12 protein-coding genes are annotated in these 13,564 nt (G+C 61.1%); 4 read left to right on the top strand and 8 right to left on the bottom strand.

Features of this window, described 5'->3' with window-relative positions; translation table 11 throughout:
* Nucleotides 1-134 precede the first annotated feature (134 nt).
* Genes msrB through msrA form a run of 3 tightly spaced genes read left to right on the top strand, consistent with a single transcriptional unit; the run spans nucleotide 135 to nucleotide 3,196 of the window.
* Nucleotides 135-653, top strand: a complete 519-nt coding sequence (gene msrB, locus JFU37_RS07745) for a peptide-methionine (R)-S-oxide reductase MsrB (RefSeq protein ID WP_201114722.1) — start codon at nucleotides 135-137, stop codon at nucleotides 651-653.
* Between the two features lie 31 nt (nucleotides 654-684).
* Nucleotides 685-2,460, top strand: a complete 1,776-nt coding sequence (locus JFU37_RS07740) for a cytochrome c biogenesis protein DipZ (protein WP_201114721.1) — start codon at nucleotides 685-687, stop codon at nucleotides 2,458-2,460.
* Between the two features lie 31 nt (nucleotides 2,461-2,491).
* Complete coding sequence (gene msrA / locus JFU37_RS07735; protein WP_201114720.1) at nucleotides 2,492-3,196, top strand: peptide-methionine (S)-S-oxide reductase MsrA; 705 nt, start codon at nucleotides 2,492-2,494, stop codon at nucleotides 3,194-3,196.
* 23 nt (nucleotides 3,197-3,219) lie between these two features.
* On the opposite strand, the gene JFU37_RS07730 is transcribed toward msrA, so the two are convergent.
* A complete protein-coding gene (locus JFU37_RS07730) occupies nucleotides 3,220-4,233 on the bottom strand; it encodes a sensor domain-containing diguanylate cyclase (RefSeq protein WP_201114719.1) in 1,014 nt (337 codons plus the stop codon).
* Nucleotides 4,234-4,307: 74 nt separating this feature from the next.
* On the bottom strand, nucleotides 4,308-5,213 hold the full coding sequence (locus tag JFU37_RS07725) for a LysR family transcriptional regulator (RefSeq protein ID WP_201114711.1): 906 nt from the start codon (nucleotides 5,211-5,213) through the stop codon (nucleotides 4,308-4,310).
* Between the two features lie 102 nt (nucleotides 5,214-5,315).
* Between JFU37_RS07725 and JFU37_RS07720 the strand changes: the two genes are divergently transcribed.
* A complete protein-coding gene (locus tag JFU37_RS07720) occupies nucleotides 5,316-6,491 on the top strand; it encodes an aspartate aminotransferase family protein (RefSeq protein WP_201114709.1) in 1,176 nt (391 codons plus the stop codon).
* A 195-nt stretch (nucleotides 6,492-6,686) separates the two neighbouring features.
* Here the strand turns inward: JFU37_RS07720 and JFU37_RS07715 are convergent, their stop codons facing one another.
* From JFU37_RS07715 to JFU37_RS07690, 6 genes are all read right to left on the bottom strand, one after another.
* Nucleotides 6,687-7,268 carry a DedA family protein gene (locus JFU37_RS07715; protein WP_201114707.1) on the bottom strand — a complete coding sequence of 194 codons (582 nt, stop codon included), beginning with the start codon at nucleotides 7,266-7,268 and terminating at the stop codon, nucleotides 6,687-6,689.
* Nucleotides 7,269-7,289: 21 nt separating this feature from the next.
* Nucleotides 7,290-7,790 (bottom strand): shikimate kinase, encoded by a 501-nt coding sequence (locus tag JFU37_RS07710; RefSeq protein WP_201116447.1) that lies wholly within the window; start codon nucleotides 7,788-7,790, stop codon nucleotides 7,290-7,292.
* Between the two features lie 420 nt (nucleotides 7,791-8,210).
* Nucleotides 8,211-8,429, bottom strand: a complete 219-nt coding sequence (locus JFU37_RS07705; protein WP_201114705.1) for a formate dehydrogenase subunit delta — start codon at nucleotides 8,427-8,429, stop codon at nucleotides 8,211-8,213.
* Nucleotides 8,426-11,308, bottom strand: coding sequence for a formate dehydrogenase subunit alpha (gene fdhF / locus JFU37_RS07700; protein ID WP_201114703.1), 2,883 nt, complete (start codon nucleotides 11,306-11,308; stop codon nucleotides 8,426-8,428). The genes JFU37_RS07705 and fdhF overlap by 4 nt, the downstream gene beginning before the upstream one ends.
* Complete coding sequence (locus JFU37_RS07695; RefSeq protein ID WP_201114701.1) at nucleotides 11,305-12,861, bottom strand: formate dehydrogenase beta subunit; 1,557 nt, start codon at nucleotides 12,859-12,861, stop codon at nucleotides 11,305-11,307. Before JFU37_RS07695 ends, fdhF begins: the two co-directional genes overlap by 4 nt.
* Nucleotides 12,858-13,334, bottom strand: a complete 477-nt coding sequence (locus tag JFU37_RS07690; RefSeq protein ID WP_201114699.1) for a formate dehydrogenase subunit gamma — start codon at nucleotides 13,332-13,334, stop codon at nucleotides 12,858-12,860. Before JFU37_RS07690 ends, JFU37_RS07695 begins: the two co-directional genes overlap by 4 nt.
* Nucleotides 13,335-13,564: the final 230 nt, after the last annotated feature.

Here is a 13,564-nt window from a genome sequence, read left to right as displayed (position 1 = left end):
TGCAATGAGCGCATTGTGCGGGTTTTCCGGGGCTCGAGTTATCACGAATTGTTTAATTCTCCGTGAGGATTTGGCGATCAACCCAAGCCTAGGCTGTGTTCCATGAAAGGCACCCTGGATTTTTGGAGACGGCCATGTTTTCACGGCGACAATTTCTTTTCGCAAGCGGTGGGCTGGGGGCTGCAGCCCTGGTGATCGGTGTATTGCCAAAATTTTCGACGAGTGCTGCACTGGTCAGTGAGGCCAGCGCGGCGGAGGTGTTCGAGGTGACGCACAGCGACAGCGAATGGCATGCCCTGCTCAGCGACGAGCAGTACGACATCCTCCGTGAAGAGGGCACCGAACGGGCCTACAGCAGCGCGCTGAACGACGAGCACCGCGAGGGCACGTTTGCCTGTGCTGGTTGCGCCCTGCCGTTGTTTTCGTCCGCCACCAAGTTCGATAGCCGTACCGGTTGGCCGAGCTTCTGGGCTCCGCTGGATAAGGCGGTGGCCACACGTCAGGACCGGTCTTTCGGGGTGGTGCGCGAAGAGGTTCATTGTCGACGCTGTGGTGGTCATTTGGGCCATGTCTTCGACGATGGTCCCAAACCCACCGGTCTGCGCTACTGCATGAATGGTCTGGCAATGACATTCAAGCCTCTGGCGGCCTGATCCCTTTCACTCACTTTTGCAGGTCGACCTTATGTGGCTTCTGGTACTCGCTTATCTCGGTGGTGTGCTGACGATTGTCAGCCCGTGCATTCTGCCGGTACTGCCCTTTGTCTTCGCCCGCACCGGCCAGCCGTTCATCAAGAGCGGCTTGCCGCTGCTGGTGGGCATGGCGATGACCTTCGCGCTAGTCGCCACATTGGCGGCCGTCGGTGGCGGTTGGGTGGTGCAACTCAATCAGTACGGTCGCTGGCTCGCGTTGGTGTTTGTCGCACTGTTCGGGCTGACGCTGTTGTTGCCGCGATTGGCCGAGCGCCTGACCCGCCCACTGGTGGCGGCTGGCAGTCGGTTGTCGGAAGCTGCGGGTGCCGATGCCCGGCCGCGTCCCGGCGCCTCCTTTCTGATCGGTGTTGCCACGGGCCTGCTCTGGGCGCCGTGCGCCGGGCCGATTTTGGGGCTGTTGCTGACCGGCGCGGCGTTGCAAGGGGCGAGTATCGCCACCACGTTGCTGCTGCTGGCCTACGCGGCGGGTGCCGCCACGTCACTCGCCGTGGCGCTGCTGCTGGGCGGAAAAGTCTTTGCGGCGATGAAGCGTTCCATCGGTGCCGGCGAGTGGGTCCGTCGCGGCCTGGGCGCGGCGATGCTGGCCGGTGTGGCAGCGATTGCCCTGGGGCTGGACACCGGGATTCTGGCGCGGTTTTCGACGGCGTCTACCGGCGGGATCGAGCAAGCCCTGGTGGGGCGACTGGCGGGCAAATCACCGATCGATAGCGCAACGATGATGGCGCAGAACCCAGCCTCCAACAGTGCGATGAAAGTTGCTGACAAAACACCGGGCACATTGCCGGTCGAGGGCAACCTTCCACCGCTGGACGGCGCCCTGCAATGGCTTAACTCGCCACCGCTCGATGCCCAGGCGTTGAAAGGCAAAGTCGTGCTGGTGGATTTCTGGACCTACTCCTGCATCAACTGCCTGCGCACGCTGCCGTATGTAAAAGCCTGGTCCGAGAAGTATCGCGAACAAGGGTTGGTGGTGATCGGCGTCCATGCGCCCGAGTTTGCCTTCGAACGAAACGTCGGCAATGTCACCAAAGCCATGAAAGACCTGGGCATCAATTACCCGGTGGCCATCGATAACGACTTCAAGATCTGGCGTGCCTTCAACAACGAATACTGGCCGGCTCACTATTTTGCCGACGCTCAGGGTCGGATTCGCTATCACCACTTTGGCGAGGGTGAGTACGCCGAATCGGAACGGGTGATTCAGCAACTGTTGCGTGAAGCGGGTGCCGCGAAGGTTGCGGACGGTTTGATCAATGCCAGCGCCGAGGGCGTTCAACTCGCGCCGGACATGAACGAGGTGCAATCGCCGGAAACCTACGTTGGCTACCAGCGTGCGGAGCATTTCGTCCCTGAAACGAGTCTGGTGCCAGACAAGGAGTCGGCGTACACCTCACCGGCGCAATTGGCGCTCAACGACTGGAGCCTCGGCGGGCAGTGGAAGGTCGGCTCGGAGCGGGCGACGGCCAGTGCCCCCGCCAGTCGTATCGTCTACCGCTTCCACGCTCGTGATCTGCACCTGGTCCTGGGACCGGGGGCTGATGGCAAACCGGTGCGTTTCAAAGTGCTGATCGACGGAAAAGCCCCCGGCGATGACCACGGTACTGACGTGGCACCCGATGGCAGTGGCCGGGTGACCGAACAGCGGTTGTACCAGTTGGTGCGCCAGTCCGGCGGCGTAACGGACCGCACATTCAGCATCGAATTTCTCGATCCGGGTGTGTCGGCGTATGCCTTTACCTTTGGTTGAAAGCGATCTCATTTTCCAAGGAGTCAGCCCCATGAAAACCCCATTCACCTGGCGCCGTACCCTGCTGGGCCTGGCTGCCGCCAGCGTCATCGGCCATTGTTCGGCGTTCTCTTTCGGGGCCGAAGACTCGGTTGTGATCGCCCCGCCCGCCCTCGACGAAACCACCCAGGCCCACAGCGAAACCGCCGTCTTTGCCGGTGGTTGTTTCTGGGGCGTCCAAGGGGTGTTCCAACATGTGAAAGGCGTGAAGAAAGCGGTTTCCGGTTATGCCGGTGGCGCGGCCAACACCGCTCAATATGAACGGGTCAGCGATGGCGATACCGGGCATGCCGAGTCCGTCGAAGTCACGTTCGACCCCACTCAAGTCAGCTACGGCACGTTGCTGCAAATCTACTTCTCGGTGGCCCACAACCCCACGGAACTCAATCGCCAGGGCCCTGACAGCGGCACCCAGTATCGCTCGGCGATTTTCCCGGAAAACAGCGAACAGAAACGCGTCGCTCAGGCCTACATTGCCCAGCTCGACGCTGCCCATTCGTTCAAAAAACCGATTGTAACCAAGCTGGAAACCTACAACGGCTTCTACCCGGCGGAGGAGGAACATCAGGACTTTCTGACCGAGCATCCGACGTATCCGTACATCGTGATCAACGATCTACCGAAAGTCGCGCAGTTGAAACAGCTGTATCCGGATCGGTATCAGGAGAAACCGGTATTGGTGAAGGCGGGGATGTGAGCCAACGGGGGAGGGCATAGCCCTTATCCTGAAATCACATTCTTGCCCGCGATCTTCGACCGATACAGCGCTTGGTCGGCCCTGGCCAGCAGTCCGGTCTGCTGTTCTTCGTCGAAGCGCTGAACCACGCCAAAACTCATGGTCACTTGAAAGTCCCCTACCGGCAGCAAGCTGGCGAGGCCATCGCGGATATTCCCGGCGAGGGTTCGGGCGTCGCCCAGCGGGGTGTTGGGTAGAATCATGATGAACTCGTCACCGCCCCAACGCGCCAGCACATCACCTTCGCGCACCCAGCGCTTCACGCTCTCGACCACCTGCACCAATGCCGCGTCCCCCAAGGCATGGCCATAGTGATCGTTGATGTTCTTGAAGTCGTCGATGTCCATGGCAATCAGCGAGAGCGGCTGACGAAAGCGTTGGGCTCGCTCGCAGGCCAGGGGCAGGGCTTTTTCCAGGCGGTAGCGATTGGCGACCGATGTCAGTACGTCGGTTTCCGCCAGTTTGCGGTTTTCTTCAAGTTGAATGTGCAACTGCTGATTGACCCGGGACAGCTCACGGGTGCGCTCCTCGACTATGGCTTCGAGGGAGTGATTGCGCCGTTCCAGCGCTTCGAGCAAGCGCTTCTTGTCTTCGATACTGCGGTGCGCGCCGACCATCCGCGCCACCGAGCCGTCGGCGTTGCGCGCCAGCACATAACCGCGGTCTTCGATCCAGGTGTAACGGCCATCCTGCATGCGGCAGCGGAACTCGGCCTTATAGCCGGGAGCACGGTGATTCAGGTAGTCATCAAACTGCGCCATGACCTGCAGGTAGTCGTCTGGGTGGATCACGTTTTCCCAAGTCAGCACACTGTTGTCCAGGGAATGAGGTGCGTAGCCAAGCATTTCGTACCACCCGGGGTTGCGGTAGACGAACCCGGTGTTGGCGTTCCAGTCCCAGATACCGTCGCTGACCAGTTCCAGAATGGTGTGCAGCATGTCTTCGTTCAAATCCGACAGATTGAACTTCAACGGCTCGATATTCGATGCTTCCCCCATCGTCGCACTCCCTGTCGCCCTGAATCAAAGTGACCTGCTTGTCGCGCAGATTAGTCCATGGCGTATTGAGCCGGCTAGTGCTTGCCCCACATCTGCAGGGCGAAGTCGACGAAACTGCGTAATTTTGGCAGGCGGTAGCGATCCTGGGCGTACATCAGGTTCATCGGCCGGCTCGGCGGTAGGTAATCCGGCATCAAGGCCACCAGTTTTCCGTCCTTGAGGTCTTGCTCCACCAACGCGTCGGGCAACAAAACAATGCCCATGCCGGTTCGTGCCGCTTGATGCAACGCCGCAGAGCTGTTGATCAACATCGGTCCACTCACCGCCACAGCCACTTCGCCGTCGGGCCCGGTCAGGCGCCATTCCTTTTCCACCGACTGCCAGTCATCACCGGCCGGATAGGCAAAAGACAGGCAGTCGTGGTGTTGCAGATCCGCCGGTATCTGCGGGGTGCCGCGGCGAAGCAAATACTCACGCGATGCACACATGGTCAGGGTGTAGTCGACAAGGGGACGGGCGATCAGGTTGGGCTCCTCGGTATTGCCCAAGCGAAACGCCACGTCGAAACCGCTTTCGAGCAGGTCCGGGCGCCGATTGGTGAGGACCACGTCCAGTTTGACTCGAGGACACAGCAGGGCAAATTCACTCAGCGCCGGCGCCAGTTTTTCCGTGCCGAACGTCAGCGGTGCAGTGATGCGCAAGGTGCCGCTCGGCTCGTCGAGTGCCTGCTCGGCCAAACGCTCGGAATCGGCCACCAACCCCAGGACTTCGAGGCAGCGTTGATAGTACGCGGTGCCGAACTCCGTCAACCGCTGGCGCCGCGTCGTACGGTTGAGCAAGCGCACCCCCAGACGTTGCTCCAGCGCCCTCAGGTGATTGCCCACCATGGTGGTGGACATTTCGCATTGAACAGCAGCCGCGGTCATGCTGCCGGCTTCCACCACTTTGACGTACACAGTCATTGCCTGGAACAAGTCCATTATCAAGCTCAGCTTTAAAATGATTGAAGTGTTGCCGTGTTTATCCAGCTCAGGTGGCTAACCATACTGCAAAAACACCGACAATTGATGGAGCTTGATGTCATGACCGCCGCCTGCCTGATGAGCACTTACCAACCACTGGCCCTGAGTTTCAGCAAAGGCCTGGGCACACGCCTGTGGGATCAGGACGGTCGCGAATACCTGGATGCGGTGGCGGGCGTGGCCGTGACCAACGTCGGCCACTCCCACCCTAAAATCGTCTCGGCCATCAGCGAACAGGCCGGGTTGCTGTTGCACACCTCCAACCTCTACAGCATCGACTGGCAGCAAAGGCTGGCGCAGAAACTGACGCGATTGGCAGGCATGGAACGGGCCTTTTTCAACAACTCCGGCGCCGAGGCCAATGAGACTGCACTGAAACTGGCGCGGCTTTACGGCTGGCACAAAGGCATTGAGCAACCGCTGGTGGTGGTCATGGAGGGCGCCTTCCATGGCCGGACGTTAGGCACGTTATCCGCCAGCGATGGCCCGGCGGTACGCCTGGGTTTCAATCAGCTGCCGGGGGATTTCGTCAAAGTACCGTTCGGCGACCTCAAGGCCCTGGACAAGGTCCAACAGGCCCACGGCCCAAGGGTCGTGGCGATCCTGATGGAACCGATTCAGGGCGAAAGCGGCGTACAACTGGCGCCGCCCGGTTATCTCAAAGCCGTCCGCGAACTGTGCAACCGGCGCGCATGGTTGCTGATGCTCGACGAAATCCAGACCGGCATTGGCCGTACCGGACACTGGTTTGCGTTCCAGCACGAAGGCATCGTCCCGGACGTCATGACCCTGGCCAAAGGCTTGGGCAACGGCATCCCCATCGGCGCCTGCCTGGCGCGGGGCAAAGCAGCGGGCCTGTTCACACCCGGCAGTCACGGCAGTACCTTCGGCGGTAATCCACTGGCATGCCGGGTCGGTTGCACCGTGCTGGAAATCATCGAAGAACAAGGCCTGCTGGACAACGCCAGGCGCCAGGGCGAACGCCTGCTCGCCAGATTGCGCATGGAATTGGCGGAGCATCCGAACGTATTGGCGATCCGCGGGCAGGGGTTAATGATCGGCATCGAACTCAAGCAAGCGATTCGCGACCTGACCCTGATCGCTGCAAGGGATCACGGCTTGCTGATCAACGTGACCCGGGGCAAAACCATCCGGTTGCTGCCACCGCTGACCATCGATGAGCGGGAAGTGGAGATGATTGTGAGAGGGGTTTGTCGGGCGGTGAGTGCTGCCTGACATACGCTATCCCGTGTAGGAGCTGCCGAAGGCTGCGATCTTTTGATCTTGATTTTGATTTTTGCCAGAACTGAAGTCGCTGAAGATCAAAAGATCGCAGCCTTCGGCAGCTCCTACACGGGGCGGTGTCTCCGTCAGTGTATTTGGCTTGCCGACTCGCATCGTGTTCTCCGGGCGGTTGTGACTGGTATCTACTTACCCTCGACGTGCCTTGGCTTTGGCGCGCAAATGCCGGATTAACGCAATCGTCACGCCTAACGCTAAAACCGTGAGTGCAATCGGCAAACGATAAGGTTTCAGGTTACCCAACCAACTTTCAAGCGCTTGGCCGACCCAGTAGCCGGCGCTAGCAAACAGTGTCGCCCAAACCACCGCGCCCAAGGCATTCAACACCGTGAACCGCAGCGGCGACAGGCCGCTGGCTCCAATCACCACCGGTCCTACCAAGCGCATGCCATACAGAAAACGCACCGCGAAAATCGCGGTCGACGGGTAGCGCGCTATCAGCCCCGTCACGCGGTCTATGGCGGCTTTTTGTTTACTCAGACGCGGCAAAAGTCGTCCGCCGAAATACCGTCCGCTCCAGTACAACAATTGATCGCCCAGCATCCCTCCCAAACTGGCCCAGGCAATCACCGGCCATAAACGCAACAGGTGCTGGTGAGCGGCCATACCGCCCAGAATCAGTATGGTTTCACCTTCCAGCAAGCAGCCAAAGAACACCGCCCAATAACCATAAGTGGCGAGCAGATAATTGATGTGTATGTGTTCGAACAAGGGCGTTCCCCTGCGGGTGAGTTAGTTGGCCTGTAGCAGGTTCTTCGCGAATACCGTGATGTCGGTTTGATCCATGAGTTTGATTTTTGATCCGCTGAAGCCTTCGAACAATTGTTGGTGCGCGGAAAATCCGCTGGAGTCTTCACGGTATCGGTAGCTGCCGGCCCATTCCAGCAACGCTATCAGTAACTCGTCATCGACCGGTCTGTTTTCTCGCTGGCCAATATTGGCGATGCAGCTTTCGTTATCAACACACAGCCAGATCAACGCGGTAGCGCGATGGATAAGTTCGCGGACTATCCAGCCGTAAACACCCTCGATCACCCAGCGCTTTTCACTGGCCGCGATGCGCGCCATTGCCAAGGACTCTCCTCGAGGGCGGGCGATGCTGTGTTCGTCGGATAGCCAGTGGATCGAATCGAGATCGATCCATTGCACTTGCAGATGTTCGGCCAATCGTTCGGCCAGCCAACTTTTACCAGAACCGGAATTACCAATAATCAGCGTTCGGGTGAGGTTCATAGGTGCGCCGTATTTAGTCCCGTTCTTGCGGTCCGTCATTGGGTTGAAACTGTTGCACTCGCTGAGTTCAGTATGGCGACTACAGTGAATTTGCCATACCGTTTGCAGGCGATTCCCAAGCGCACCGATGGCACGCTTCAATTTCACCAAGGCAAGATCACCTTCACGATTCAAGGTGATCGACGGCTGATGGGGGAGGATTACTGGACGGACAGTGCTGCCGGGACCAAGGGGCCGATTCAGATCGAGTAGCCCCGAATGCGAGCCACGACACGCAACCCCTGTGGGAGCGAGCTTGCTCGCGATAGCGTCAGTTCAGTCAGTATTTATGCTGAATGTACTGCCCTCATCGCGAGCAAGCTCGCTCCCACAGTTTTTTACAGCCCACAGGCCTGAGGCAATCTCGGGGGATCGCGCAACCTAAGCCTCCCAGCCCGCCCCACTGACCGCCGCCTGCGCCAGTGGGTGCAAGTCCGCCGGATGCTCCGTCTGCCAGGCCAGCAACTCCTTGCGCATGCCGGGCGTCCAGTACAACTTCAGGTGATTACGCACGCCGAGCACGGCCTGTTGCTGGTCCGGCTCGCTGGCGAAGTACTGGGCGATCTGGTTGGCCATTTTGATCAGGTTGGCAGTGCTCATCGACGTACCTCCGCTTTAGCGCCGCGCGCCTGACGGCGTTCGTTGAGCAGACGGTGCTGTTCGTCGCTGAATTCCTGGTAGCGTTTTTGCCACTCGGAAGGGTGGTAGACACGGCTGACTTCCACGGCGGTGACCTTGTACTCCGGACAGTTGGTGGCCCAGTCGGAGTTGTCGGTGGTGATCACGTTGGCCCCCGATTCAGGGAAGTGGAACGTGGTGTACACCACGCCCGGAGCAACCCGTTCGGTGACCCGCGCACGCAGTACGGTCTGCCCGGCGCGGCTGCCGATGCCGACCCAGTCACCTTCGTTGATGCCACGGCTCTCGGCATCGGTCGGGTGGATTTCCAGACGGTCTTCATCGTGCCAGGCGACGTTTTCGGTACGCCGGGTCTGCGCGCCGACGTTGTACTGGCTGAGGATGCGCCCGGTGGTCAGCAGAAGCGGGTAGCGATTGTTGACCTTTTCCTCGGTGGGCACATAACCGGTGAGCATGAAGCGCCCCTTGCCGCGCACGAATTCGTCGATGTGCATGGTCGGGGTGCCGTCCGGTGCCGCGGCGTTGCACGGCCATTGCAGGCTGCCGTGGCGATCCAGTTCGGCGTAGCTGACGTTGGTGAAGGTTGGCGTCAGGCTGGCGATTTCATCCATGATTTCAGACGGGTGCCGGTAGTTCATGGTGTAACCCAAGGCGTTGGCCAGGGCCACGGTGCCTTCCCAGTCGGCCTTGCCGCCCAAGGGCTCCATGACTTTGCGCACGCGGGAAATGCGTCGCTCGGCGTTGGTGAAGGTGCCGTCTTTTTCCAGGAACGAGCAGCCCGGCAGGAACACGTGGGCGAACTTGGCGGTTTCGTTGAGGAAAATGTCCTGCACCACGATGCATTCCATGGCCGACAGGGCCGCGGTGACGTGCTGGGTATTAGGGTCGCTCTGGGCGATGTCCTCGCCCTGGCAATACAGGCCTTTGAAACTGCCGCTGAGGGCGGCCTCGAACATGTTGGGAATGCGCAGGCCCGGATCGGGTTGCAGGGTGACGTTCCACGCCTGTTCGAACTGCGCCCGAACAACCTCGTTGGAGATGTGGCGGTAGCCGGGCAGCTCGTGGGGGAAGGAGCCCATGTCGCAGGAGCCCTGAACGTTGTTCTGCCCGCGCAGCGGGTTCACGCCCACGCCTTCGCGGCCGATGTTGCCAGTGGCCATGGCCAGGTTGGCGATGCCCATGACCGCGGTGCTGCCCTGGCTGTGCTCGGTGACGCCCAGGCCGTAGTAGATCGCCGCGTTGCCACCGGTGGCATACAGGCGGGCGGCGGTGCGGATGTCGGCAGGGTCGACGCCGCAGATGTCGGCAAGGACTTCCGGCGAGTTTTCCGCGCGGCTGACGAACTCGCGCCAGTGGGCGAAATCAACGTCCTCGCAACGGGCGTCGATAAAGGCCTGGTTGAGCAAGCCTTCGGTGACGATGACATGGGCCAAGGCGTTGAGCATGGCGACGTTGGTGCCCGGGCGTAGGGCCAGGTGCACTTCGGCGCGGGCATGCACCGAGTCCACCAGATCAATGCGTCGTGGGTCGATGACGATCAGTCGCGCACCTTCACGCAGGCGGCGTTTGAGCTGGGAGGCGAATACCGGGTGAGCATCGCTGGGGTTGGCGCCCATCACCAGGATCACGTCGGCCTGCATCACCGAGTCGAAACTCTGGGTGCCGGCGGACTCGCCAAGGGTTTGTTTCAAGCCATAGCCGGTCGGCGAGTGGCAGACCCGCGCACAGGTGTCGACGTTGTTGTTGCCGAACGCGGCGCGCACCAGTTTTTGCACCAGGTAGGTTTCTTCGTTGGTGCAACGGCTGGAAGTGATGCCACCAATGGAGTCGCGGCCGTATTTCTGCTGCAGCCGACGGAATTCGCTGGCAGCGTAGGTCACCGCTTCATCCCAGCTGACTTCCTGCCAAGGGTCGTTGATGTTCTTGCGGATCATCGGTTTGGTGATGCGATCCGGGTGGGTGGCGTAGCCCCAGGCAAAGCGCCCTTTGACGCAGGAGTGGCCGTGGTTGGCCTGGCCGTTCTTGTCGGGAACCATGCGCACCAGCTGGTCGCCTTTCATCTCGGCGCGGAACGAACAGCCCACGCCGCAATAGGCGCAGGTGGTGATCACGCTGCGTTCGGGCTGACCCAGTTCGACCACACTTTTCTCCATCAGGGTCGCGGTGGGGCAGGCTTGCACACAGGCGCCGCAAGATACGCATTCCGATTCGAGGAAGTTCTCGCCACCGGCAGCCGCAACCCGCGATTCAAACCCGCGCCCGGTAATGGTCAGGGCAAAGGTGCCTTGGGTTTCTTCGCAGGCGCGCACGCAGCGGTTGCAGACGATGCACTTGCTCGGGTCGTAGTCGAAGTAGGGGTTGGACGTGTCCTTCACGTCGGCCAGATGGTTGTCGCCTTCATAACCGTAACGCACTTCCCGCAGGCCGACCTGGCCGGCCACGGTTTGTAGCTCGCAGTTGCCGTTGGCCGAGCACGTCAGGCAGTCCAGCGGGTGATCGGAGATGTACAGCTCCATCACGTTGCGGCGCAGGGTGGCGAGCTTCGGCGTCTGGGTGTGCACGCTCATGCCTTCGCTGACCGGTGTGGTGCAGGACGCTGGGTAACCGCGCATGCCGTCGATCTCCACCAGGCACATGCGGCAGGAGCCAAAGGCTTCCAGGCTGTCGGTGGCGCACAATTTCGGAATGGTGGTGCCGAGCAGCGCAGCGGCGCGCATCACCGAGGTGCCTTCGGGCACGCTGATGCTGCGGCCGTCGATGTTCAGGGTGACTTGCATCTGGCTGTCGCGGGCCGGGGTGCCCAGATCGATGTCGGTGTTCGGGTCGAAGAGGGTGATCATTGCTCGGCCTCCGAAGATTGCAGACCGAAGTCGGCGGGGAAGTGCTTGAGGGCGCTGGCTACAGGAAACGAGACCATGCCGCCCAACGCGCACAGCGAACCGTATTGCAGGGTGTCGCACAGGTCCTTGAGGATGATCACCTGCTCATCGCGACCACTCTGGTCCGGCGCGGCCAGCAGACGGTCGATCACCTCCACGCCCCGGGTCGAGCCGATGCGACATGGGGTGCATTTGCCACAGGATTCCTCGGCGCAGAACTGCATGGCGAAGCGCGCCATGTGGGCCATGTCCAGGCTGTCGTCCGCCACCACCACACCACCGTGACCGAGCATGGCGCCGATGCCGGCGAACGCTTCGTAATCCAGCGGCGTGTCGAATTGCGAAGGTGGCACCCAAGCGCCGAGCGGGCCGCCGACCTGTGCGGCCTTCAGCGGCCGGCCACTGGCGGTACCGCCGCCGTAGTCTTCCACCAGTTCCCGCAGGGTCAAGCCAAAGGCCCGTTCCACCAGGCCGCCGTGACGAATATTGCCCGCCAGCTGGAAGGGCATGGTGCCCAAGGAACGGCCCATGCCGTAATCGCGGTAGAACTGCGCGCCCTTGGCCAGAATCAGCGGCACCGAAGCCAGAGTCAGCACGTTGTGCACCAGCGTCGGCAGGCCGAACAGCCCCTTCAAGGCCGGAATGGGTGGCTTGGCGCGAACGATCCCGCGCTTGCCTTCCAGAGAGTCCAGCAGCGCGGTTTCCTCACCGCAGATATAAGCGCCGGCACCGACCCGCACTTCCATATCGAAGGCCAGGCCGCTGCCACCGACATTGGCGCCGAGGTAACCGGCGGTCCGAGCGATGTCCAGCGCCTCGCGCAGGGTGGCCACGGACTGTGGATATTCCGAGCGCACATAAATGTAGCCGTAGCTGGCCCCGACGGTGATGCCGGCAATGGCCATGCCTTCGATCAGCAGGAAAGGGTCGCCTTCCATCAACATACGGTCGGCAAAGGTGCCGGAGTCGCCTTCGTCGGCGTTGCACACAATGTATTTCTGCGTAGCCTGGGTAGCGCGCACCGTGCGCCATTTGATCCCGGCCGGGAAAGCCGCGCCGCCACGGCCACGCAGGCCTGAATCGAACACCTCGGTGGCGGTGTGCTCGCCGCCAATGTCGACGGCCCTTTTTAAACCCTCGAAACCGCCGTGGGCTCGGTAGTCGTCCAGCGACAGCGGCCGGGTAATACCGGCGCGGGCAAACAGCAGGCGTTGTTGAGTCTTCAGATAGGGCAACTCTTCCACCAGACCCAAGGCCAGCGGATGAGCGGACGGCTCGCCTTTCAGCGCATCGAGCACGGACGGCACATCGGCAGCAGTCAGCGGGCCGAAACCGATACGGCCTTGCGGGGTGTCCACTTCCAGCAGCGGTTCCAGCCAGTACAGGCCGCGAGAGCTGGTGCGTTGCAGGTCCAGATTGCTTTCCTGGGACTGATTGGCGATGGCCACTGCCACCTCATCGGCACCCACGGCACGGGCCAGGGAATCACAGGACAGATAGAGACGCGACATCATGCGTCCTCCTGGCAAGCATCAAGCAGCGCATCCAGCCGCTCGGCACTCAGCCGCGCATGCACCTGGCCATCCAGCTCAAGGGCGGGCGAGCAAGCGCAGGCGCCGAGGCAATACACCGGACGCAGACTGATGCTGCCGTCGGCGCTACTGCCGTGATCATCCAGTTGCAGGCGTTCACGCAATTGCGCGGCGAGCTGCTCGGCGCCGCGACTCTTGCAGGACTCCGCCCGGCACAGACGCAGGATATGCCGGGCTGGCGGCGCGGTGCGGAAGTCATGGTAAAAACTAATCACCCCGCGAATCTCGGCCTGACTCTGATTGAGGGCGTGGGCAATCTCGGGGATGGCAGCATCGGGGATGTAACCGATGCCCTCCTGAATCTCATGAAGGATGGGCAACAGTGCGCCGGGGGAGCGTTTGTGGCGCTCCAGCAGGCTGTTGACCATAGGCAGGTGCAACATCTCATCAGGCATTCAGCAATCCTCACGGTCACGGACAAACCAGGCGGTTGTCGGTCGTCCGAAAGTGTCGGCTGCGGCATTCACACCACGTCACGGTATCGTGGCATTTTCAGGCCGTTGGCCAGGGCACCCTGAATGGGCATCTTGTAGGTCCCGGTGCGGTCATGGCCGCACCTCATAAGGGCATTAAGGCAGCTTGCCACGCTGCTTTTGATTCATCAGCACCAAAGCGACGTGTTCGG

This window comes from Pseudomonas sp. TH41, from assembly GCF_016650695.1.
Lineage (GTDB): Bacteria > Pseudomonadota > Gammaproteobacteria > Pseudomonadales > Pseudomonadaceae > Aquipseudomonas.
The sequence above is the reverse complement of the archived record's forward strand: the minus strand, read 5'-3'. Positions and strand labels throughout refer to the sequence as shown.